The following is a 21,842-nucleotide window of genomic DNA, read 5'->3' on the forward strand; positions in this document are numbered from 1 at the left end:
GCCCCGCGCCGGCTCACCCGGCCGGATCGTCGTCCGGGGACGGTGTCGGAGTGGGGGTGGGTGTGGGTGTTGGCGTGGGGGTCGGCGTTGGCGTGGGGGTGGGCGTCGGTACCGGCGTGGGGCTGGTCGGGGCGGGTGTGGGCGTCGGGGTACCGGCGGTTCCGTCCTGTCCGGTCCCCGGAGCGCTCGGCGCCGGCGTCCGCTCCGGCCGGTGCTGCCGCTGGTCCCGGTGGGCGGGGGGCGGGGTGGACGGCCGGGGCGTGGAGTCGCCGCCGCGTACGACCGTGCTGATGGTCGTCCCCTTGCCGCCGCTGAAGTCCTGACCCGATATCAGCTCGTACGCGGTGATGCCCGCCATGGCCACGCCGAAGACCAGCGCCGCCGCGACCGCCGAACGCTTCCAGCCGCGGACGCGGGTGCCGTACGTCGTGGCCTCGCCGAACTCCCCGTCGCTGCCGGCGCCGGTGTCGGCGCCGGTCGGCGGGTGGGCCTGGGCGAGTGCGGACAGGCGGACACCTTGCGGCGCCTGACGGCCCTTCGGACGGGCCGCCGCCTGCACCGTGACCCCACGTACCCGCTCCCCCGTGCTCTTGAACAGGTGCTGGAAGACCGATCCGCCGCAGGTGGCGATGACGCTGATCACACCCGCCCCGAGGACCGTGCCGTACACGCCCATCTTGGAGGCGAGTTTGGCGGCCACGACAGCCGCGACCGCGCTGCCCGCCACCTGGGCAGCGTTCAGGTCGAGCCGCTTCCGCTTCTCCGGCACCTTCCTCTCTACCCCGTTTGTACCGGTATTACGCGTGTGCACCTTGTCATCCATTTCCGTCCTCGGTTCACCCATCCGTCCTAGCATGCAAGGAGAAGGGACCTTTGGGCGAAGCGAAAAGTTCCATTTCTGCGGATTCCGTGAAGAACACCACGCGTGACGACCGGTCAGGGGGACTCAACTGCCGTACGCGGGGAGAACTTCGGCGGCGCGCCGGTCCACCCAGGTGGCCCGAATGGAGTACTGTGGCGAGCCCTGGGCCCCGATCCCTTTCGGGTGTCCGGGACCAACGGGAGGGGGCCGAAAGCGGCACTCGTTCCGGCGGCGCCGCAGCACCGCACGGCCACCTGCTGCACAGAGTGACCACACCGGTCACCCTGCGTGGCAAATAGGTAACCGTGCCATAACGGCGTTCCAGGGCCCATGCCCGACACGCCGGGCAACTCGGCAAGGTTGTGGCAGGCTGCACCCGGGCAGGCCACACTCGACTAGCGGAAGCAGCGACGCAGGTGACGTCGGCAGGCACCACCCGGGAGGTCCCCATGCCCGAACTGCGTGTCGTGGCCGTCTCCAACGACGGCACACGACTGGTGCTGAAGGCTGCTGACAACACGGAGTACACGCTTCCGATCGACGAACGGCTGCGCGCCGCCGTACGCAACGATCGTGCCCGCCTCGGCCAGATCGAGATCGAGGTGGAGAGCCACCTCCGCCCCCGTGACATCCAGGCGCGTATACGCGCGGGTGCCTCCGCCGAAGAGGTCGCCCAGCTCGCCGGCATCCCCGTCGAGCGCGTACGCCGCTTCGAGGGCCCCGTCCTCGCGGAACGCGCCTTCATGGCCGAGCGGGCCCGGAAGACCCCCGTGCGCCGGCCCGGCGAGAACACCGGGCCGCAGCTGGGCGAGGCGGTGCAGGAGCGGCTGGTGCTGCGCGGCGCTGACAAGGACACGGTCGTGTGGGACTCCTGGCGCCGCGACGACGGCACGTGGGAGGTCCTGCTGGTCTACCGCGTCGCCGGTGAGGTGCACTCGGCGAGCTGGACCTACGACCCGCCCCGCAGGCTGGTCCAGGCCGTGGACGACGAGGCGCGCTCGCTGATCGGCGAGACCGACGACGCGGTGGCCGTCCAGGAGCCGAGCTTCCCGTTCGTCCCGCGCATCGCGCGCCTCCCGCGCGACCGGCCGCTGGACCGCGCCCTGGACCGGCAGATCGAGCGCCCGGCACCCGTCCCGGCGGCGCCCGAGCCGGAGGAGGAGCCCGAGCGCGACTCGCTGACCAGCCTGCTGGAGGCGGTGCCGAGCTTCCGCGGCGACATGGTCGTCCCCGAACGCCCGGCGGCCGAGCCCCCGGCGCCCGATCCCGCCCAGGAACCGGACGCGGAGGAGCCCCCGGCCCCGGCGGCTTCGGCGGGCGCCGGCTCGGCGTACGCGGACGTGCTGATGCCGCGCGCGGTGAGCGGTCACCGCGACCGCCTGACGGGCACCACCGACCGCCAGGCCGAAGCGGACGGCGTCCGCCCCGGCCGTCGGGCGGCGGTCCCGAGCTGGGACGAGATCGTCTTCGGCACGCGCCGCAAGAAGCAGGAGTAGCGACCGGTCCGGGTGCGCCGGCCGCGGTGCGGGCGGCCCCGTGGGCCATCGTGAGGTACGCGGGGCGCGGCACCGCGCGCCCAGTGGCGGCGAACGGCAGATCCGTGCGGGCGCGCTCCCCTTGGTGGGCCCCGTGGGGCTTCGGGCCTGTCCCCGCGGGCGAGGTTTGTACGGTACGTACGGGCTGCGCGCTTGCCTGTAGGGCCGGGCTTCGGGCGGCCCGTGCGGGACGGGCCTTGCACGTGTTCCGTGCGGGCTTCGGGCCGGGCCTCAGGTGGCCCGTGCGGGGCGGGCCTCGGCCTGTCCGTGCGGTCCGAAAGGACTGGCACCGTACGTGCGGGCTCCGGGCCTGCCCATAGGGCGTGCCTCAGGCGGCGCTCGTAGGGACGGGCCTCCGGGGCGCCCGCCCGGCAGGGGGCCTGCGGGGCGGGCGTCACGGCCAGGGGCTGGAACCGAGCCGGTGACGGGGGCTAGCCGCGTGCCGGGCCCTTGGCGACCGGGCGGGCGGGGTCGGACGACCACTCGGACCAGGAGCCCGCGTACAACGCCGCCCGGATGCCCGCGATTTCCAGGGCCAGCACCTCCTGGGCGGCCGAGACGCCCGAGCCGCAGTAGACGCCGACCTCCGGGGCGTCCGCCGCGCCCAGGGCCTTGAAGCGGGCCGCCAGGGCCTCGGCCGGCAGGAAGCGGCCGCTCTCGTCGACGTTCTCCGTCGTCGGGGCCGAGGCCGCACCCGGAATGTGGCCGGCCACCTTGTCGATCGGCTCCACCTCGCCCCGGTACCGCTCCCCCGCCCGCGCGTCCAGCAACAGGCCCGTCCGGGCCAGCGCCGCCGCTCCGTCCGCGTCCAGCAGCGGCAGGGCGCCCGGCTCGGGCGTGAAGTCCCCGGCCACGGGGGTGGGCGTGTCGGTCGACAGGGCGCCCCGCCAGGCCGCGAGGCCCCCGTCCAGCACCCGTACGTCCGGGTGCCCCGTCCAGCGCAGGAGCCACCACGCCCGGGCGGCCGCCCACCCCTGGCCGCCGTCGTAGGCCACGACCGGCGAGTCGGCGCGTACGCCCGCCCGGCGCATCACCGCGCCGAACTCCGCCACGTCCGGCAGCGGGTGGCGGCCTCCGGCACCGGGCGGCCCCGCCAGCTCGGTGTCGAGGTCGACGTACACGGCGCCGGGAATGTGGCCCGCCTCGTAGGCCGGACGGCCGGGCGGGCCGCCCAGCTGATAGCGCACGTCCAGGAGGACCGGGGGGCGCTCCGAGGAGAGCTCACTCGCGAGTCCGGTTGCCGAGATGATGGGATTCATGACGCCATCCTCGCGCAGGCGCGGGCGTACGGGTCCCCATGACGGTCGCGGTAAGGATGGGCAACGAATTTTCGGGCATCTTCCTGCGGGATCGCGCCAATTCACGGCGCGGCCGGGGCGCACCGCGCGGCCGGTGGTGCAAGCATCTGACGGGGCGTACAGCCGGGCCTACAGCCGGTGGCCGGCACGGCACGCGCGCCCGGTCCCCCGCACGGCCACGACGATGGTCCGAGGAGAGAGTGACGATGACCGAGGCGACTCGGCGCAAACCCGGTACACCCTGTTGGGTGAGCTTGATGGTGCATCACCTTGACGCGACGCAGGAGTTCTACGGGGCGCTGTTCGGCTGGCGGTTCCAGCCGGGTCCGCAACAGCTCGGCCCCTACGTGCGCGGGCTGCTCGACGGCAAGGAAGTGGCGGGTATCGGCCAGCTCCCGGCCGACCGGGACCTGCCGATCGCCTGGACGACGTACCTGGCGTCCGACGACGCCGACGACACCGCGGAGACGATCCGGTGCAGCGGCGGCACGGTCGCCGTCGGCCCGCTCGACGCCGCCGACGCGGGACGGCTGGTGGTCTGCTCCGATCCGACCGGCGCCGTCTTCGGGGTCTGGCAGGCCGCCGCGCACCTCGGTACGGCCGTCGCCGGCGCCCCCGGCACCCCGGCCTGGAACGAGTTGCTGACGCAGGAGACGGAATCGGTCAGCAAGTTCTACAAGGCGGTGTTCGGGTACGAGCTCGACCCTGTCGTCTCGGCGGATCTGGACCTGGTGACGCTGAAGGTCGACGACCGCCCGGTCGCCTCGTTGCACGGCGTCGGCACCAGCCTGCCGCGCGACCGGGGCGCACACTGGATGACCTGGTTCGAGGTCGCGGACACCGATGCCGCGGCGCGGCGGGTGAGCGAGCTGGGCGGTCAGGTGCTGCAGGCGCCGCGCGACGACCCGGCCGGGCGGCTGGCGACCGTCGCGGACCCGGAGGGCGCGGTCTTCACGATCGTGCGGTCGGCCGGGCGGCCCTGAGCTACTCGGCCGGGACCGGCAGCACGTCCGGCGAGAGGGCGGCGGCGCGGGCGGTGGCGGCCGTCATACGGCGCCGGTGGTGGCGGCGGCAGAGCACCTCGTACCCGACCTCACCGACGTCGTCACCGGCGTTGACGTCGCCGACGACGACCTGGGCGCCCTCGACGACCATCTCGCCGCCGACGGTGCGCGCGTTGTGGGTGGCCCGCGCGCCGCACCAGCACAGGGCCTCGACCTGGAGCACCTCGACACGGTCGGCGAGTTCGACCAGGCGCTGTGAGCCGGGGAAGAGCTTGGAGCGGAAGTCGGTGGTGATGCCGAAGGCGAAGACGTCCAGTTCCAGGTCGTCGACGACGCGGGCGAGCTGGTCGATCTGCTCGGGCGCGAGGAACTGGGCCTCGTCCGCGATCACATAGTCGCAACGGCCGCCCTTGGAGAGGTGGGCGACGAGGTAGGCGTAGAAGTCGAAGCCCTCGGCGGCCTCGACGGCGTCGGTGACCAGGCCGAGCCGGGAGGACAGCTTGCCCTCGCCGGCCCGGTCGTCACGGGTGAAGATCATGCCCTGGAGGCCGCGCGCGGAGCGGTTGTGCTCGATCTGCAGAGCGAGGGTGCTCTTTCCACAGTCCATGGTTCCGGAGAAGAACACCAGCTCGGGCATGGCGAAGTGACGACCTTTCGGGTCAGGGCGTGAGGGCGGGGGTTACGAACGGACTTCGAGCAGCGGAACCAGCTGCTCCACGGGCGTCATCGAGCCGTGCATGCCGGCCATCGCCGACTCGTTCGGCTCGTTGACGGACGCCGTGATGACGACGTCGTCGTGGGCGGCGGCGACGACGTCGCCGATCCGGCCGTGGACGCGCTCGTCGATCGTCGGGCCGAACCAGCCGGCCGCGATCGCCTCGTCGCGGCTCGCCACCCAGAACTGCTCGCCGAGCACCTCGCGCCAGCAGGCCAGTACGTCGGTCGCGGCGCCCGGCACCGCGTAGACGTGCCGGGCGCGGCCCTCGCCGCCGAGCAGGGCGACCCCCGCGCGCAGCTCCCAGTCCTCGTCGAAGTCGATGCGGGACTGCTCGTCGAACGGGATGTCGATCATGCCGTGGTCGGCGGTGACGTACAGCGCGGTGCGGGTCGGGAGCTGCTCGGCGAGGCGCTGGACGAGCCGGTCGACGCACATCAGCTGGCCGCGCCAGGCGTCGGAGTCGACGCCGAAGCGGTGGCCGCTGCCGTCGACCTCGCTGTAGTACGTGTAGACCAGGGAGCGGTCCCCGGCGGCCAGTTGCTCGGCGGCCAGGTCCATCCGCTCCTCGCCGGTGAGCCGCCCGTGAAACGTTCCGCCACTGAGCGCGACCTTGGTGAGCGGGGTGTCCCGGAAGGTCGGGGAGGAGACCTGCGCGGTGTGGACGCCGGCCGCGTCGGCGAGCTGGAAGACGGTCGGGTACGGCTGCCAGACGTGCGGCGGCGTCCAGGGCTTCCAGCGCAGCTGGTTCATCAGCTCGCCGATGGCGGGGTCGCGCACGGTGTAGCCGGGCAGCCCGTGCTCACCGGGCGGCCGTCCCGTACCGACCGAGGCGAGCGAGGTCGCGGTGGTGGCGGGGAACCCGGCCGTGATGGGCCGTCCCGTGCCGCCCCGGGAGCTGCCGAGGAGGGACGTCAGGAAGGGAGCCTCGGCCGGGTGGGCCTTGATCTGCTCCCAGCCGAGGCCGTCGATCAGGAACACGCAGTTCCGGTCGGCGGGCGTCAGCTCGGCGATGCGGTGCTCGAACCCGGGTACGCCGACGCCGGCGGCAAGCGTCGGCAGCAGGTCGGCGAGGGAGCCGGAGCCGTACTCGGGGACGGGCGCGGTGTCCAGGGCGAGGGGGACGGGCTCGTCGGGCCAGGCGGACGCCATGGGTGCGGGCTGGACCATCAGCGGGTGGCCGCGGTGGCTTCGGACAGCGCCTGGGCGAAGGCGAGGGCCTGGCGGACCGTCTCGGGGCCGTCGCCGGCCTCGCTGACGCGCAGGCTCAGGTCGTCGGCGGTGGAGTTGCCGGTGTAGCCGTGGTCGGCGTCGCAGTTCGGGTCGCCGCAGGCGGCGGGCTCCAGGTCGATCCGCGAGACGGCGCCCCAGCCGATGGTGAGGACGACCTCGCGCGGCAGGGTGCCGGGCGTGTACGACTCGGGGTTGGCGACCACGCGGCTGAGGACGACGGACGAGATCCTGCCGAGCTTGACCGACTCGGTGGAGGTGGTGGCGTACGGCGTCGGGGAGCTGGTGTCGGCGTTCTGCTCGTCGGTGTGGCTGACGATGAAGCGGTTGGCCGTCAGGACGAGGACGGTGACGTGCCGGCGCACCTCGTTGGCGTCGAAGGTGGTCTCCTGGTGGACCAGGTACGACGCGATCGGCTCCCCGCCGACGGCGGCCTCCACCGCCTCGGCCACAAGGGCCGGGTAGTAGCCGCTGCGCTCGATCGCCGCGCGCAGCCCCTGGGTGGTCGTACCGGTCTTCGCCATGGACTCCATCCTACGGGGGCGCGGTGACTGCACGGGACGCTCGGGAGCCGGGGCCGGCGGGGGGTCAGTAGCTGGGGAGCCGGCGGGGGCCGAGGTCGGTGCGGGCGGGGGGCGGGGCGAGCCGGACGGTCGCGCCCAGGACGGAGAGGCCGCGCGGGGCGACGACCACCGGCTCCAGGGCGACGGCGACGATCTCCGGGTGGTCGTCCACCAGCCGGGACACCCGGAGCAGCAGCTCTTCGAGGGCGGGGGTGTCGACGGGCGCGGAGCCGCGCCAGCCGAACAGGAGCGGGGCGGTGCGGATGGAGCGGATCTGCTCGGCGACGTCCCGGTCGGTGGCGGGGACCAGGCGGTGCGCGGTGTCGCCCAGCAGCTCGGATGCCGCGCCCGCGAGCCCGAAGGACAGGACGGCGCCGACGGCGGGGTCGATGGCGGCGCGTACGACGGTGTCGACACCGCGCGGCACCATGGCCTGGACGACCGGCTGGAGCTCCTCGGGCTTGCCGAGTGTCTCGGCCAGCTCGGCGTAGGCGGTGCGCAACTGCTCCTCGGTGGCCAGGTCGAGGCGTACGCCGCCGAGGTCGGGGCGGTGGCGGAGGTGCGGGGCGGTGGTCTTGAGCGCGACGGGGTAGCCGAGGTCGGTGGCGGCGCGGACGGCATCGTCGGGGGTGGGGGCGGGCAGCGCGGGGCGTACGGGGATGCCGTAGCGCCCGAGCAGCTCGCGGGCGGCGTCGGGGGCGAGGGTGATGCCCCGCTCGTCCACGTCCTGGGCGAGCGCCCGCTCGATCTGCGCGGCGGCTTCGGCCTCGTCGATGCCCTCGAGTTCGGGGACGCGTCCCGGGTCGGCGACCTGGCGCCGCCACTGCCCGTACCTGACCGCCTCGGCCAGCGCCCGCACGGCCCGCTCGGCGGCGGGGTACGCGGGAATGCGGTACCCACCGCCGGGGGCACCGGAGGTGGGACCGGGGCCTGGGGCGGTCTGCGTGGTGGTCACGCCGGGGGTGCCGGGTGCGGCGCCGGGGCCGGGGGTGCCGGGTGCGGCGCCGGGGCTCGGCGGGGCCGGCGTGCCCGGTGCGGCGCCGGGGGCTGACGTGCCCAGTGCGGCGCCGGGGGCTGACGTGCCCAGTGCGGCGCCGGGGGCTGACGTGCCCGGTGCGGCCGGCATGTCCGGTGCGGTGCCCGGGCTCGGCGGGGCCGGCGTGCTGGGCGCGGTGCCCGGGCCTGGAGCGGTGTGCGTGGTGTTCGCGCTGGACGTGTCACGTGCGGTGGAGGCGCCGGGGGCGACCTGCGCGCGTGTCGTGCCGGACGAGGCCGGCGCCGTGCTCGTGGCGGCCGCCAGGGCGTCGGCGAGGGCGCCCATTTCCACGTGGACCACCAGCACCGGCTTCGCCGGTGCCTCCGCGGAGGCGGCCCGCAGCGCCTCGGCCAGGACCTCGCCGTCGCCGGACTCGGTCACCCCGTTGTCCCCCACCCAGGGGATCGCGGTGACCACGACCGCGTCGCACGCGTCGTCCCGGAGGGCCTCCGAGAGCGCCGTACGGAAGTCCTGTGGCGTGGCCGCCGTCGTCAGGTCGCGCGGCCGCAGGGGGCGCAGCCCCTCCGTCAGGCAGGCGTCGTACGCCAGGAGCCCCAGCGACTCGGAGTTGCCGAGGATCGCCACCCGCGGGCCCGCCGGGAGCGGCTGGCCGGCCAGCAGCAGGCCGGCGTCGACCAGCTCGGTGACCGTGTCGACGCGGATGACGCCCGCCTGCCGCAGCAGGGCCGACACCGTGGTGTGCGGGATGCGGGTGACCGGTACCGCGTGGCCGGGGGGCGCGCTGCCGCTGTGCCGGCCGCCCTTGACGACGACGACCGGCTTCACCGCCGCCGTACGCCGGGCGAGCCGCGTGAACTTGCGGGGGTTGCCGATCGACTCCAGGTAGAGCAGCACGACGTCGGTGTCGGGGTCGTCGTACCAGTGCTGCAGGATGTCGTTGCCCGACACGTCCGCGCGGTTGCCCGCCGAGATGAAGGACGACAGGCCGGCGCCGCGCCGGTGCAGGCCGGACAGCAGGGCGATGCCGATGGCGCCGGACTGGGTGAACAGCCCGATCCGTCCCGGCACCGGCGGGTGCGGCGCGAGCGAGGCGTTGAGCCGCACGTCGGGCGCGGTGTTGATGATGCCGAACGCGTTGGGGCCGATGATGCGCATGCCGTACGAGCGTGCCTGGCGCACCAGTTCCCGCTGGCGCGCCCTGCCCTCGGCGCCCTGCTCGGCGTAACCGGCGGTGAGGACGACCAGGCCCTGCACGCCGTGCGCCCCGCAGTCGGCGACGACCTCGGGGACCCGCTCGGCCGGTACGGCGACGACGGCGAGGTCGACGGGCTCCCCGATGTCGGCGACGGAGCGGAACGCGGGCACCCCCTCCAGGGAGGTCGTCGTCCCGGGGAGGGCACGGTTGACGGCGTACGTACGGCCGGTGTACCCGGCGTCCACGAGGTTGCGCAGGACGGTGCGGCCGACTCCGCCGGGGGCGCGGCCGGCACCGATGACGGCGACGGAACCGGGAGCGAGGAGCCGCTGCACGGACCGGGCCTCGGCGCGCTGTTCGCGGGCGCGCTGGACGGCGAGGGACCGGTCGGTGGGTTCCAGGTCGAGGTGGAGCCGTACGGCCCCGTCCTCGAAGCTGCGCTTCTGGGTGTACCCGGCGTCCGTGAACACCTTGATCATCTTGTTGTTGGCGGGCAGGACCTCGGCCGCGAAGCTCCGGATGCCCCGCTCGCGGGCGACGGCCGCGATGTGTTCGAGCAGCGCGGACGCCACGCCCCGGCCCTGGTGGGCGTCCTGGACGAGGAAGGCGACCTCGGCCTCGTCGGCGGGGGCGCTCGCGGGCAGCCCCTGTTCGTTGATCCGGTCGTAGCGGACGGTCGCGATGAACTCGCCGCCGACCGTGGCCGCGAGCCCCACCCGGTCCACGTAGTCGTGGTGGGTGAAGCGGTGCACGTCCTTGGCGGAGAGCCGGGGGTAGGGTGCGAAGAACCGGTAGTACTTCGACTCGTCCGAGACCTGCTCGTAGAAGCTGACCAGGCGCTCGGCGTCATCCGTGGTGATCGGCCTGATCCGCGCGGTGCCGCCGTCCCGCAGCACCACGTCGGCCTCCCAGTGGTCGGGGTATACGTGTTCCGGCTGATCCGACGGGGTCCGCATGGGCCCCAGCGTACGGTGCGGCCGGCTGGTCGTGGAGGTGCTGTGGACAACGCAGGGTGAGGCGCGCCGGCCGGCCGCCGGGCCCGGCGTGGAGGCCGGATCGAGCACTCTGCCGGACATGAGAGACTGGGTTCCACAACTGGTCTAGACAATCCGCCAAGACTCGAAGGGCAACACCATGGCTGAGCGCCGCGTCAACGTCGGCTGGGCCGAGGGCCTGCACGCCCGCCCCGCCTCCATCTTCGTCCGTGCCGCCACGGCCGCCGGCGTCCCCGTGACGATCGCCAAGGCCGATGGCAACCCGGTTAACGCTGCGTCGATGCTCGCGGTGCTGGGCCTGGGCGCGCAGGGCGGCGAGGAGATCGTGCTCGCTTCGGACGCGGAGGGCGCGGACGCCGCCCTGGACCGTCTGGCGAAGCTGGTCGCCGAGGGCCTCGACGAGCTCCCCGAGACCGTCTGACCCTCCCGGTCGCCCCCACCGTCATCAGAGCGGAGCCGCACCCCCGGAAACCGGGCGGTACGGCTCCGCTTTTTGCCACCCCGGGCCGGCCGCCCGAACCCCACGGCGGTCGGCCCCGGCGCCCGGCCGCTCGCCGGGCGGCCCCCCGAGAGCGCGGCGCTGCACTCGGCCCACGGCACGCACGTGCGCAACCGGCCGCTTCGGCGCCTCGTCGCCACAGGCCGCTCATGGCCGGCCGTGCCGGCCCGACGGGCACGGGCACGGACACGGACACCCCCGGATATCGCGACGGGGCACCTGCCGGCCGCATTCGGCGCAGCTCATTCATCCGGTTCGACCGGGGCCGGACACGGTCCGGTGCGGGAGGTCTCCTTTTACGGGCGACCATTTCCGGGCAGGGTGAATTCCGTACCGCAAGAATTCCCCCGCCTTTGTATACGGCGCCGCTGTTAATTGCGGACGCTCGCGGTGTTTACGCGATGTTGCGAAGTCCTCACACGCCCGGCGGGCCGCTCGGGCCGTTCCTGGCGGCGCAGCCGGTGCGCGGTCAGGGAGCGCTCGACGTGGAGGGCGGTGAGCGCGCGCGCCCGTTCCGCGTCGCCGCGGGCGACGGCGTCCACGATCGCGCCGTGCTCGGCCCACGCCTCCGCCGGCTGGGCCGGCTGTTCGACCGCGTACATCCAGGCGATCTTGTGCCGGAGCTGGGTGAGCAGGGCCGTCAGCGCCGGGCTGCCGGACGCCTGGGCGAGCGTCTCGTGGAACCAGCCGCCCAGCGAGCGGAGGTCCTCCCCCTGGCCGCGGCGCGCCCGCTCCTGACCCAGCCTGACCAGGCCGCGCAGCACCTTCAGGTGTGCGTCGGTGCGGCGCTGGGCGGCGCGGGCGGCGCCCAGCGGCTCCAGCAGCGTACGCATCTCCAGCAGGTCGGCCGCCTCCTGCTCGGTGGGCTCGGCGACGCACGCGCCGACGTGGCGGCGGGTGGTGACGAAGCCCTCCGACTCCAGGGTGCGCAGCGCCTCGCGGACCGGGACGCGCGAGACGCCGTAGCGGCGGGCCAGCTGCTCCTCGGTGAGCCGGCCGCCGCGCTCGAACACGCCGGTGACGATGTCGTCGCGGATCGCCGTGCATACCGAGTGCGCTGGAATGCGCATACCAGAACCCCCAACTTAACCCGCGCGAAACTCAGCCGATTGACGCCTGTTCAGTGACTCTATTGCAGCGGGACGGAATTTCCGATAGCCACCCGTAATCCATGGAGTTCTTTTTGGCCAGGAGGCCGCCCCCAGGATGTCCGGACATGGCGAAGGCCCCGGTTCGTTTCCCGAGCCGGGGCCTTCGCACAACGCGGTGAGAGGGGTGGGGTCAGACGCTCACACCGTGCGACCGGAGGTACGCGACGGGGTCGATGTCCGAGCCGTACTCGGCGCTCGTACGGGCCTCGAAGTGGAGGTGCGGTCCGGACGAGTTGCCGGTGGAGCCGGAGAGGCCTATCTGCTGGCCGGGCATGACCGTCTGGCCGACCGAGACGCTGATGGAGGACAGGTGGCCGTACTGGGTGTACGTACCGTCGTTCATCCGGATCACGATGTTGTTGCCGTACGCGCCGCCCCAGCCGGCCTCGACGACGGTGCCCGCGCCCACGGACACCACACGGGAGCCCGAGGCGGCGTGGAAGTCGATACCGGTGTGGCTGCCGGAGGACCACATGGCGCCGCCGGTCTGGTAGCCGGTGCTGACGTAGGTGCCCGCGACGGGGAGCTGGAAGGCGTTGAGCCGCTTGCGCTCGGCCTCGCGGTCGGCGCGCTCCTTGGCCTCGCGGGCCGCCTCCACCCGGGCCTCGGCCTTGCGCTTCGCCTCCGCCTCGGCCTTCGCCTGGGCGGCGGCCTTGGCGGCGGCCTCCTGGGCCTCCAGCTCCTGGGCCTCGGCCTGGGCGTCGACCCGCTCGGCGAGCGTGTCGGTGATGACCGCCTGGTTGAGGCCGGTGTCCTCGAGCGAGAGCGGAGCGGCGTCCTTGTTGGCGGCGAGCGCCGGGGAAGCGAGGGATCCGACGACGCCGGTGGTGGCGAGGGCCGCGACTCCGGCGACGTGTGCGCTCTTGCGGCTCAGGAAGCCGGGGCGGCTCGGGGCACGGTGCTTCCCGGTGGCACGGGTGAACGCCATGAAGTGGCTGGTCCTTTCCTTCCTTCTCGCCTACCGGGTTAGCTGACGGGTTCGGAGCAGGAAGGTCTCCTACGGGCCCCTCCGCACGGGTGCGAAGGCGTCCGATTCACCCCAGGGACTGCGTGGGTCCCCGGCTCCCCAGGCTCGCGCCGGACGGGGACTCGGCGATCGCTGCCCGGTGCCGCGGGTGCGGCGGGTACCGGTCGGACAGCGCATCAGACGCTAAGCGGCTGATCTTTCAATCACCAAACAGACACGGTTTTTTGTAGCGCACGCCACAGGGCAGACACTGAACCTCCGCAACAAAGCGGACATATGGCCGGGACCCCGGCATCACCCGATGCCGGGGTCCCGAAATGCCCCCTCCTGGAGGAGAGGCCGCGTCAATCAGCCGGTGACAACCGTCACTTCACCGATCCCGAGCGCCTCGACGGGCTCCTTGATCTGAGCCGCGTCACCGACGAGGACCGTGACCAGACGGTCCACCGGGAAGGCGCTGACGACCGCCGCGGTGGCCTCCACGGTGCCCGTCTCGGCGAGCCGGGCGTACAACTGGGCCTGGAAGTCGTCCGGGAGGTGCTGCTCGACCTGGTCGGCGAGGGTGCCCGCGACGGAGGCGGCCGTCTCGTACTTGAGCGGGGCGACACCCACCAGGTTCTGCACGGCCGTCTCGCGCTCGGCGTCGGTCAGGCCCTCGGCGGCGAGGGTGCGCAGCACCTTCCACAGGTCGTCGAGCGCCGGGCCCGTGTGGGGCGTGTCGACCGAGCCGCTGATGGCGAGCATGGCCGCGCCGCCCTCCGGGCCGGAACGCAGCACCTGGCCGAAGGCCCGTACGCCGTAGGTGTAGCCCTTCTCCTCGCGCAGGACCTTGTCCAGGCGGGAGGTGAGGGTGCCGCCCAGGCAATAGGTGCCGAGCACCTGGGCCGGCCAGACCCGGTCGTGCCGGTCGGGGCCGACACGACCGATGAGCAGCTGCGTCTGGACGGCGCCGGGACGGTCGACGATGACGACACGGCCGGTGTCGTCGGCCGTCACGGGCGGTACGGGGCGGGGCTCGGCCGTGTCGCCCGTCCAGGCGCCGAGGGTGTCGGCGAGCACCGCGTCGAGGTCGACGCCGGTGAGGTCACCGACGACGACCGCGGTGGCGGTGGCGGGGCGTACGTGCGCCTCGTAGTAGGCGCGAACGGCCGCGGCGTCGATCCGGGCGACGGTCTCCTCGGTGCCCTGGCGGGGGCGCGACATACGGGAGGTGGCCGGGAACAGCTCCTTGGACAGCTGCATGGCGGCGCGACGGGACGGGTTGGCGATCTCGTGCGGGATCTCGTCGAGCCGGTTGCGGACGAGGCGCTCGACCTCGCTGTCGTCGAAGGCGGGGGCCCGCAGCGCCTCGGCGACCAGCGCGAGGGCCTTGGCCAGCCTGGAGACGGGGACTTCGAGGGAGACCCGTACGCCGGGGTGGTCGGCGTGCGCGTCGAGCGTGGCGCCGCAGCGCTCCAGCTCGGCGGCGAACTCCTCCGCGGAGTGCTTGTCGGTGCCCTCGGACAGGGCCCGCGCCATGATCGTGGCGACGCCGTCGAGGCCCTCGGGCTCGGCTTCGAGCGGGGCGGCGAGGAAGATCTCGACGGCCACGACCTGCTGGCCGGGACGGTGGCAGCGCAGCACGGTCAGGCCGTTGCCGAGGGTGCCGCGGTCGGGGGCGGGGAAGGCCCACGGCTTGGCGGTGCCGGGCCGGGGCTGCGGGTGGAACTCCATGGACGTCAGGGACACAGCGGCGTCGCTCACTGGTCGGCCCCCTCTTCTTCCTGGTCGCTGTCGTCGGTGCTGACCGGTTCGTAGACCAGCACCGCGCGGTTGTCGGGGCGGAGGCGGGCCTTGGCGACCGCCTGCACCTCCTCGGCGGTGACGTCCAGGACGCGCTGGACGGCGGTCAGGGCGAGCTGCGGGTCGCCGAACAGCACGGCGAACCGGCACAGTTCGTCCGCGCGGCCGGCGACCGTGCCGAGCCGGTCCAGCCATTCGCGCTCCAGCTGGGCCTGGGCCCGCTCCATCTCCTCGGGCGTGGGGCCCTCGGCGGCGAACCGGGCCAGCTCCTCGTCGACAGCCGCCTCGATGTCGGGCACCTCGACGCCGCCGGACGTCTTCACGTCCAGCCAGCCGAGCGAGGGCGCGCCGGCCAGGCGCAGCAGGCCGAAGCCGGCCGCCACGGCCGTACGGTCGCGGCGCACCAGGCGGTTGTGCAGCCGTGACGACTCGCCGCCGCCCAGGACGGTGAGGGCGATGTCGGCGGCGTCGCACTCGCGCGTGCCGTCGTGCGGGAGCCGGTAGGCGGCCATCAGGGCGCGGGCCGGGACCTCCTCCTCGACGACCTCGCGCAGCTGCTCGCCGATGGTCTCCGGCAGCGTCCCGTCGCGCGGCGGCTGCTTGCCGTCGTGGGAGGGGATGGAGCCGAAGTACTTCTCGATCCAGGCCAGCGTCTGCTCGGGGTCGATGTCGCCGACGACCGACAGGACGGCGTTGTTCGGCGCGTAGTACGTACGGAAGAAGTTCCGCGCGTCGTCGAGGGTGGCGGCGTCCAGGTCGGCCATGGAGCCGATCGGTGTGTGGTGGTAGGGGTGGCCCTCCGGGTAGGCGAGGGCGGTCAGCCTCTCGAAGGCCGTGCCGTACGGAACGTTGTCGTACCGCTGGCGGCGCTCGTTCTTGACGACGTCCCGCTGGTTCTCCATGGACTCGTCGTCGAGCGCGGCGAGCAGGGAGCCCATCCGGTCGGCTTCCAGCCACAGCGCCAGCTCCAGCTGGTGGGCGGGCATGGTCTCGAAGTAATTGGTGCGCTCGAAGCTGGTGGTGCCGTTGAGGGAGCCCCCGGCGCCCTGCACCAGCTCGAAGTGGCCATTGCCCTGGACCTGCTTGGAGCCCTGGAACATCAGGTGCTCGAAGAGGTGGGCGAGGCCGGTACGGCCCTCGACCTCGTGGCGTGAGCCGACGTCGTACCAGAGGCAGACCGCGGCGACCGGGGTCAGGTGGTCCTCGGAGAGCACCACGCGCAGGCCGTTGGCCAGGCGGTGCTCGGTCGCTGTCAGGCCGCCGGAGCCGGCCTGGGCTGTGGCCGTGTGACCCATGGGCATGTACGTCCCTTCGATCGCTCTGTGGAAAAGTCCAGCTGCGGGCCGCTGTGGATGTTCCCTGCCACTGTATGCAGCTGCTGCGACCTGCGGCGGACCGGTGTGGAAGTCCTGCCACTGTATGCAAGCGCACTGACACGTGGCGAAGTTCCCCGATCCGCGTTCCGTCCCTCTTCCGGGTCGCGGTCGGCGTTGTCAGTGGGACGGTCCACAATGGTCCGCGTCAGATCAACCTTGTTGGTGAAGGAGCCGCAGCCGCGATGGCCCGCCGCAGCACGAAGACCACGCAGCCAGACGACTTCGAGGAGAAGATCCTCGACATCGACGTCGTCGACGAAATGCAGGGCTCCTTCCTCGAGTACGCGTACTCGGTGATCTACTCCCGGGCCCTGCCGGACGCCCGCGACGGCATGAAGCCGGTGCACCGCCGCATCGTGTACCAGATGAACGAGATGGGCCTGCGGCCCGAGCGCGGGTTCGTGAAGTGCGCCCGGGTCGTCGGTGAGGTGATGGGCAAGCTCCATCCGCACGGTGACGCGTCGATCTACGACGCCCTGGTGCGCATGGCGCAGCCGTTCTCGATGCGCCTGCCGCTGGTGGACGGGCACGGGAACTTCGGCTCGCTGGGCAACGACGACCCGCCGGCCGCGATGCGGTACACCGAGTGCCGGATGGCCGACGCGACGTCCCTGATGACGGAGTCGATCGACGAGGACACCGTCGACTTCAACCCGAACTACGACGGGCAGGAGCGCGAGCCGGTCGCGCTGCCCGCCGCCTTCCCGAACCTGCTGGTCAACGGCGCGTCCGGGATCGCGGTCGGGATGGCGACCAATATGCCCCCGCACAACCTGGGCGAGGTCATCGCCGCCGCCCGCCACCTGATCAGGCACCCGGGCGCCGACCTGGAGACCCTGATGCGGTACGTGCCGGGTCCGGACCTGCCGACCGGTGGCCGGATCGTGGGCCTGTCCGGCATCAAGGACGCGTACGAGTCGGGCCGCGGCTCGTTCAAGATCCGTGCCACGGTGACCGTGGAGAACGTGACGGCGCGCCGCAAGGGCCTGGTCGTCACCGAACTGCCCTTCGCGGTCGGCCCGGAGAAGGTGATCGCCAAGATCAAGGACCTGGTGGCGGCCAAGAAGCTCCAGGGCATCGCGGACGTCAAGGACCTGACCGACCGCGAGCACGGGCTGCGGCTGGTCATCGAGGTCAAGAACGGCTTCATCCCGGAGGCCGTCCTGGAGCAGCTCTACAAGCTGACGCCGATGGAGGAGTCCTTCGGCATCAACAATGTGGCGCTGGTCGACGGTCAGCCGCTGACGCTGGGACTGAAGGAGCTGCTGGAGGTCTACCTGGACCACCGCTTCGAGGTGGTCCGGCGCCGCAGCGAGTTCCGGCGCGGCAAGAAGCGCGACCGGCTGCACCTGGTCGAGGGCCTGCTCGTGGCGCTGCTCGACATCGACGAGGTCATCCGTGTCATCCGGTCGAGCGACAACTCGGCGCAGGCCAAGGAGCGCCTGATCGAGCGCTTCTCGCTGAGCGAGATCCAGACGCAGTACATCCTGGACACGCCGCTGCGCCGGCTCACCAAGTTCGACCGGATCGAGCTGGAGAGCGAGCGCGACCGGCTGAAGAGCGAGATCGAGGAGCTGACCCGGATCCTGGAGTCGGACGCCGAGCTGCGCAAGCTGGTCTCCTCGGAACTGGCGGCGGTGGCCAAGAAGTTCGGTACGGAGCGGCGCACCGTGCTGCTGGAGTCGGCGGGCGCGCCGGTCGCGGCGGCGTCCCTGGAGGTCGCGGACGACCCGTGCCGGGTGCTGCTGTCGTCGACGGGGCTGCTGGCCCGTACGGCGAGCGGTGAGCCACTGCCGGACAGCGGCGGCAAGCGCACCAAGCACGACGTGATCGTCTCGGCGGTGCCGGCGACGCAGCGCGGCGAGGTCGGCGTGGTGACGTCCACCGGGCGGCTGCTGCGGCTGTCGGTGATCGACCTGCCCCAGCTGCCGGACACGGCGTCCGCGCCGAACCTGTCGGGCGGGGCGCAGGTGTCGGAGTTCCTGACGCTGGACAAGGACGAGACGGTCATCTGCCTGACGACCCTCGACGAGTCCTCGCCGGGGCTGGCCATCGGCACGCTGCAGGGTGTGGTCAAGCGGGTGGTGCCGGACTATCCGGCGAACAAGGAGGAGCTGGAGGTCATCGGCCTCAAGGAGGGTGACCGGATCGTCGGCGCGGCCGAGCTGCGCACGGGCGAGGAGGACCTGGTCTTCATCACCTCCGACGCCCAGCTACTGCGCTTCCAGGCCTCCCAGGTGCGGCCGCAGGGCCGTCCGGCGGGCGGTATGGCCGGTATCAAGCTGTCGGCCGGTGCCGAGGTGATCTCGTTCACCGCGGTCGACCCGGCGGAGGACGCGGTGGTGTTCACGGCCGCCGGTTCGTCCGGCGCGCTGGACCCGACGGCGGCCACGTCGGCGAAGCTGACGCCGTTCGACCAGTACCCGCGCAAGGGCCGCGCGACGGGCGGTGTGCGCTGCCAGCGGTTCCTGAAGGGCGAGGACGTGCTGGTGCTGGCCTGGGCGGGCGCGGCACCGGCCCGCGCGGCGCAGAAGAACGGCACCCCGGTGGAGCTGCCGGAGATCGACCCGCGCCGGGACGGTTCGGGCACACCGCTGGCGAAGCCGGTGGAGGTGCTGGCGGGGCCGGCCTCCTAGGCCTGGGCTTCGGCCGGGTCCGGTACGTAACGCAGGACGCCCCACATGCTGTGCTCCTCGGGAGCGTCCTGCGGGCCGGTGACGCGGCAGTCGTCCAGGGCCTTGTAGAGGGCGTCGCCGTCCGTGCCGGAGCCGATGAGGACCAGCTGGGTGAGGCGCTGTTCGCCGCGCGGCCAGGGCTCGGGGTAGAAGCGCAGGAAGCGGCCGACCGCGTGCAGGGTGTAGCGGTTGGCGGGGTCGGCGGCGCCGAAGTCGACGAAGCCCTTGATCCGGTAGAGGCCGTCGGGACGGGAGTCGAGGAAGTCCAGCAGCCGGCGTGGGTGCATCGGCTCGTCGGCGGTGAAGGAGACCGTCTCGTACGCCGCGTGCGGATGGGCGTCCTCGATGACGTACAGCTCGTCCAGGTCCTCGAAGGACAGCTGGCGGGGACCGCCGTCGTCGGTGCCGGCGGCGCGGTCGAAGAGCAGTTCGGGGTCGACCCTGCCGTACGCGGCGTCGATCACCGCGGCCCGGTCGGCGAGGCCGGCGACGACGGTGTGGACGCGCCGTAGCTCGTCCGGGGTGACGCGGTCGGCCTTGTTGACGACAACGAGGTCGGCGATGGCCAGGTGGCGGTCGGTCTCGGGGTGCCGTTCGCGGGTGGCGTCGAACTCCGCGGCGTCGACGACCTCGACGAGCCCGCCGTACACGACGCGCTCGTTGTCGCTGGCGAGGATCATCCGCACGAGCTCCTGCGGCTCGGCGAGGCCGCTCGCCTCGATGACGATGACGTCGAGGCGGGAGGAGGGCCGGGTGAGGGTCTCCAGGTAGGTGTCCAGCTCGCTCGCGTCGACGGCGCAGCACAGGCAGCCGTTGCCGAGGGAGACGGTCGAGCCGACCTGTCCGGCGACGGTCATGGCGTCGATCTCGATCGAGCCGAAGTCGTTGACCATGACGCCGATGCGGGTGCCTCTGGCGCTGCGCAGCAGATGGTTGAGCAGGGTCGTCTTTCCCGACCCGAGGAAGCCCGCGAGGACGACGACGGGGATCTGCTGCACGCTGCTCAAGGGGCACCCTTCTCGGTCGGCTCCGCGCTTTGGCCGGCTCCGCGCTTTGGCCGGCTCCGCGTCCGGCGGCTTGCGGCCACCAGAATAGGCGGGGCTCCTCGTGGCAGTGACGTCGGACATTTCATAAAGGTGCCTGGCCCTTTACCGTTCCTGGCATGAGCCCCGCACCGACCTCCGCCCCCTCCTCCGCCGTGCGCGCCCCCGCGCGACGCCGGCGGTTCGGCTGGCCGCAGCGGGTCTTCTCACAGGTGCTGCTGATGCAGCTGGCCATCGTCGTCGGCGTGACGGTGCTGGCCACCGGCCTGTTCCTGGCGCCGCTCAGCGCCCAGCTCGACGACCAGGCGATGCGGCGGGCCCTGGCGATCGCCGAGACCACCGCGTCGAGCGAGGTCGCCGAGGAGCTGACCAGTACGCCGCCGAGCGCTGCCGGGCCCGTACAGGCGGAGGCCGAGCGGATCCGGAAGGCCACCGGCGCCGAGTACGTGGTGATCATGGACCGGCGTGGGGTGCGGTGGTCGCACACCGACCCCGCCCAGATCGGCAAGGTCGTCTCCACCGACCCGAGCGAGGCCCTCGCGGGCAAGGACGTGATGGAGATCGACAGCGGCACGCTCGGGCGCTCGGCCCGCGGAAAGGTTCCGCTGCGGGACGCCGCGGGCGAGATCGTCGGCGCGGTGTCCGTCGGCATCGAGTACGACAGCGTCCGCGCCCGGCTGCTGGCCGCGATCCCGGGACTGCTCGCGTACGCGGGCGGTGCCCTGGCCGTCGGGGCGCTGGCCGCGTACCTGATCTCCCGGAGGCTCCAGCGCCAGACCCATGACCTGGCCTTCTCCGACATCTCGGCGCTGCTCGCCGAACGCGAGGCGATGCTGCACGGGATCCGTGAGGGTGTCGTGGCGCTGGACCGCGCCGGGCGGATCCGGCTGGTGAACGACGAGGCGCAGCGGCTGCTGGGTGTGGGGCCCGAGGCCACCGGCCGGCCGCTGGAGGAGGTGCTCGGGGAGGGGCGTACGACCGACGTGCTGGCCGGCCGGGTCAGTGGTGAGGACCTGGTGACCGTACGCGGGCAGCGGGTGCTGATCGCCAACCGGATGCCGACCGACGACGGGGGCGCCGTGGCCACCCTCCGCGACCGTACCGAGCTGGAGCGGCTCGGGCGCGAGCTGGACTCCACGCGGGGCCTGATCGACGCGCTCCGCGCCCAGGACCATGAGCACGCCAACCGGATGCACACGCTGCTGGGGCTGCTGGAACTGGAGATGCACGAGGAGGCGGTGGAGTTCGTCACCGAGGTGGTGGGCGTGCACCGGGCGACGGCCGAGCAGGTCACCGAGAAGGTGCACGACCCGCTGCTGGCCGCGCTGCTCGTCGGCAAGGCCACGGTGGCGGCGGAGCGGGGCGTCTCGTTGCGCCTCGCGCCCGGGACGCTGTTGCCCGACCGGCTGGTCGAGCCGCGTGAGCTGGTGACGGTCGTCGGCAACCTCGTCGACAACGCGGTCGACGCCGCGGCCGGGTCCCAAGAGCCGCTCGTGGAGGTCGAGCTGCGCACGGAGGGCCGTACGGCGGTCCTGCGGGTCACGGACAGCGGGCCGGGTGTCCCGCCCGAACGGCGGGAACTGGTCTTCACGGAAGGCTGGTCCACCAAGGACCTTCCCGCCCACGGCGGCCGCCGCGGCCTGGGCCTGGCCATGGTGCGCCGCCTCGCGGAACGCCAGGGCGGCACCGCCCACGTCTCAGCGGCCCCCGGCGGCGGCGCGGAGTTCACCGTCGTCCTCCCGGAAGCCCTGACGGACCCTGGCCAGATGGCCGTGGACGTGGACGGGATGCCGGGCGAGCCGACGGCCTTCGTGTGCGCCCCGCGCCCGGCGGAACCCGGGGCGCTGACGAGGCCCGGCGGCCCGGAGAACAGCGAGGAACCGGTCGGTCCCGAAGATCCGACCGCTTTCGCGGTCAGCGAGGCGCCGGCAGAACCTCGGCGACCGATGGGGGCC

The 21,842-nt window shown here is 73.0% G+C and carries 15 protein-coding genes, 1 pseudogene and 1 riboswitch; of the genes and pseudogenes, 5 read left to right on the forward strand and 11 right to left on the reverse strand.

Annotated features, from left to right (window positions below):
• Positions 1-13 precede the first annotated feature (13 nt).
• A complete protein-coding gene (locus AMK26_RS36675; protein ID WP_241837931.1) occupies positions 14-769 on the reverse strand; it encodes a hypothetical protein in 756 nt (251 codons plus the stop codon).
• 542 nt (positions 770-1,311) lie between these two features.
• On the opposite strand from AMK26_RS36675, the gene sepH reads away from it, so the two are divergent.
• Positions 1,312-2,358, forward strand: a complete 1,047-nt coding sequence (sepH, locus tag AMK26_RS16600; RefSeq protein WP_073755551.1) for a septation protein SepH — start codon at positions 1,312-1,314, stop codon at positions 2,356-2,358.
• 470 nt (positions 2,359-2,828) lie between these two features.
• Here sepH and AMK26_RS16605 read toward each other — a convergent pair whose 3' ends face one another.
• Positions 2,829-3,656 carry a sulfurtransferase gene (locus tag AMK26_RS16605; RefSeq protein ID WP_073755396.1) on the reverse strand — a complete coding sequence of 276 codons (828 nt, stop codon included), beginning with the start codon at positions 3,654-3,656 and terminating at the stop codon, positions 2,829-2,831.
• Between the two features lie 245 nt (positions 3,657-3,901).
• Between AMK26_RS16605 and AMK26_RS16610 the strand changes: the two genes are divergently transcribed.
• The gene (locus AMK26_RS16610; protein ID WP_073755397.1) at positions 3,902-4,678 is read left to right on the forward strand and encodes a VOC family protein; all 777 of its coding nucleotides are present in this window, start codon (positions 3,902-3,904) and stop codon (positions 4,676-4,678) included.
• 1 nt (position 4,679) lies between these two features.
• Here the strand turns inward: AMK26_RS16610 and AMK26_RS16615 are convergent, their stop codons facing one another.
• The 4 genes from AMK26_RS16615 to AMK26_RS16630 all read right to left on the reverse strand — a co-directional run bounded on the left by AMK26_RS16615 (position 4,680) and on the right by AMK26_RS16630 (position 10,355).
• The gene (locus AMK26_RS16615) at positions 4,680-5,336 is read right to left on the reverse strand and encodes a thymidine kinase (protein WP_073755398.1); all 657 of its coding nucleotides are present in this window, start codon (positions 5,334-5,336) and stop codon (positions 4,680-4,682) included.
• Positions 5,337-5,378: 42 nt separating this feature from the next.
• Positions 5,379-6,584 carry an alkaline phosphatase family protein gene (locus AMK26_RS16620; protein ID WP_073755399.1) on the reverse strand — a complete coding sequence of 402 codons (1,206 nt, stop codon included), beginning with the start codon at positions 6,582-6,584 and terminating at the stop codon, positions 5,379-5,381.
• Positions 6,584-7,168, reverse strand: coding sequence for a DUF5998 family protein (locus AMK26_RS16625; protein WP_073755400.1), 585 nt, complete (start codon positions 7,166-7,168; stop codon positions 6,584-6,586). The genes AMK26_RS16620 and AMK26_RS16625 overlap by 1 nt, the downstream gene beginning before the upstream one ends.
• 64 nt (positions 7,169-7,232) lie before the next feature.
• A complete protein-coding gene (locus AMK26_RS16630) occupies positions 7,233-10,355 on the reverse strand; it encodes a bifunctional GNAT family N-acetyltransferase/acetate--CoA ligase family protein (RefSeq protein ID WP_073755401.1) in 3,123 nt (1,040 codons plus the stop codon).
• A 178-nt stretch (positions 10,356-10,533) separates the two neighbouring features.
• Between AMK26_RS16630 and AMK26_RS16640 the strand changes: the two genes are divergently transcribed.
• Positions 10,534-10,815 (forward strand): HPr family phosphocarrier protein, encoded by a 282-nt coding sequence (locus AMK26_RS16640; protein WP_073755402.1) that lies wholly within the window; start codon positions 10,534-10,536, stop codon positions 10,813-10,815.
• Between the two features lie 449 nt (positions 10,816-11,264).
• Here AMK26_RS16640 and AMK26_RS16645 read toward each other — a convergent pair whose 3' ends face one another.
• From AMK26_RS16645 to AMK26_RS16660, 4 genes are all read right to left on the reverse strand, one after another.
• On the reverse strand, positions 11,265-11,963 hold the full coding sequence (locus AMK26_RS16645; RefSeq protein WP_073755403.1) for a GntR family transcriptional regulator: 699 nt from the start codon (positions 11,961-11,963) through the stop codon (positions 11,265-11,267).
• A 211-nt stretch (positions 11,964-12,174) separates the two neighbouring features.
• Entirely contained in the window at positions 12,175-12,972 is a 798-nt protein-coding gene (locus AMK26_RS16650; protein ID WP_073755404.1) for a M23 family metallopeptidase, read from the reverse strand.
• Between the two features lie 13 nt (positions 12,973-12,985).
• Positions 12,986-13,149: riboswitch (cyclic di-AMP (ydaO/yuaA leader) on the reverse strand.
• Between the two features lie 210 nt (positions 13,150-13,359).
• The gene (locus AMK26_RS16655) at positions 13,360-14,724 is read right to left on the reverse strand and encodes a M16 family metallopeptidase (RefSeq protein WP_198944090.1); all 1,365 of its coding nucleotides are present in this window, start codon (positions 14,722-14,724) and stop codon (positions 13,360-13,362) included.
• 26 nt (positions 14,725-14,750) lie between these two features.
• Complete coding sequence (locus AMK26_RS16660; RefSeq protein ID WP_073755406.1) at positions 14,751-16,088, reverse strand: M16 family metallopeptidase; 1,338 nt, start codon at positions 16,086-16,088, stop codon at positions 14,751-14,753.
• Between the two features lie 263 nt (positions 16,089-16,351).
• Between AMK26_RS16660 and AMK26_RS16665 the strand changes: the two genes are divergently transcribed.
• The gene (locus AMK26_RS16665) at positions 16,352-18,805 is read left to right on the forward strand and encodes a DNA gyrase/topoisomerase IV subunit A (RefSeq protein ID WP_073755407.1); all 2,454 of its coding nucleotides are present in this window, start codon (positions 16,352-16,354) and stop codon (positions 18,803-18,805) included.
• Here the strand turns inward: AMK26_RS16665 and AMK26_RS16670 are convergent.
• Positions 18,802-19,842 carry a CobW family GTP-binding protein gene (locus AMK26_RS16670; protein ID WP_073755408.1) on the reverse strand — a complete coding sequence of 347 codons (1,041 nt, stop codon included), beginning with the start codon at positions 19,840-19,842 and terminating at the stop codon, positions 18,802-18,804. The genes AMK26_RS16665 and AMK26_RS16670 overlap by 4 nt on opposite strands.
• Positions 19,843-20,006: 164 nt before the next feature.
• Between AMK26_RS16670 and AMK26_RS16675 the strand changes: the two are divergent.
• Positions 20,007-21,651 (forward strand): annotated as a pseudogene (locus AMK26_RS16675) (sensor histidine kinase); the annotation flags it as partial.
• Positions 21,652-21,842 lie beyond the last annotated feature (191 nt).

Source organism: Streptomyces sp. CB03234 (genome assembly GCF_001905885.1).
Lineage (GTDB): Bacteria > Actinomycetota > Actinomycetes > Streptomycetales > Streptomycetaceae > Streptomyces.

Bases quoted from the DNA above. Each gene is read 5' to 3' on its own strand.
- sepH (WP_073755551.1), top strand. From the start codon at position 1,312: ATGCCCGAACTGCGTGTCGTGGCCGTCTCCAACGACGGCACACGACTG.
- AMK26_RS16605 (WP_073755396.1), bottom strand. From the start codon at position 3,656: ATGAATCCCATCATCTCGGCAACCGGACTCGCGAGTGAGCTCTCCTCG.
- AMK26_RS16610 (WP_073755397.1), top strand. From the start codon at position 3,902: ATGACCGAGGCGACTCGGCGCAAACCCGGTACACCCTGTTGGGTGAGC.
- AMK26_RS16615 (WP_073755398.1), bottom strand. From the start codon at position 5,336: ATGCCCGAGCTGGTGTTCTTCTCCGGAACCATGGACTGTGGAAAGAGC.
- AMK26_RS16620 (WP_073755399.1), bottom strand. From the start codon at position 6,584: ATGGTCCAGCCCGCACCCATGGCGTCCGCCTGGCCCGACGAGCCCGTC.
- AMK26_RS16625 (WP_073755400.1), bottom strand. From the start codon at position 7,168: ATGGCGAAGACCGGTACGACCACCCAGGGGCTGCGCGCGGCGATCGAG.
- AMK26_RS16630 (WP_073755401.1), bottom strand. From the start codon at position 10,355: ATGCGGACCCCGTCGGATCAGCCGGAACACGTATACCCCGACCACTGG.
- AMK26_RS16640 (WP_073755402.1), top strand. From the start codon at position 10,534: ATGGCTGAGCGCCGCGTCAACGTCGGCTGGGCCGAGGGCCTGCACGCC.
- AMK26_RS16645 (WP_073755403.1), bottom strand. From the start codon at position 11,963: ATGCGCATTCCAGCGCACTCGGTATGCACGGCGATCCGCGACGACATC.
- AMK26_RS16650 (WP_073755404.1), bottom strand. From the start codon at position 12,972: ATGGCGTTCACCCGTGCCACCGGGAAGCACCGTGCCCCGAGCCGCCCC.
- AMK26_RS16655 (WP_198944090.1), bottom strand. From the start codon at position 14,724: ATGGAGTTCCACCCGCAGCCCCGGCCCGGCACCGCCAAGCCGTGGGCC.
- AMK26_RS16660 (WP_073755406.1), bottom strand. From the start codon at position 16,088: ATGGGTCACACGGCCACAGCCCAGGCCGGCTCCGGCGGCCTGACAGCG.
- AMK26_RS16665 (WP_073755407.1), top strand. From the start codon at position 16,352: ATGGCCCGCCGCAGCACGAAGACCACGCAGCCAGACGACTTCGAGGAG.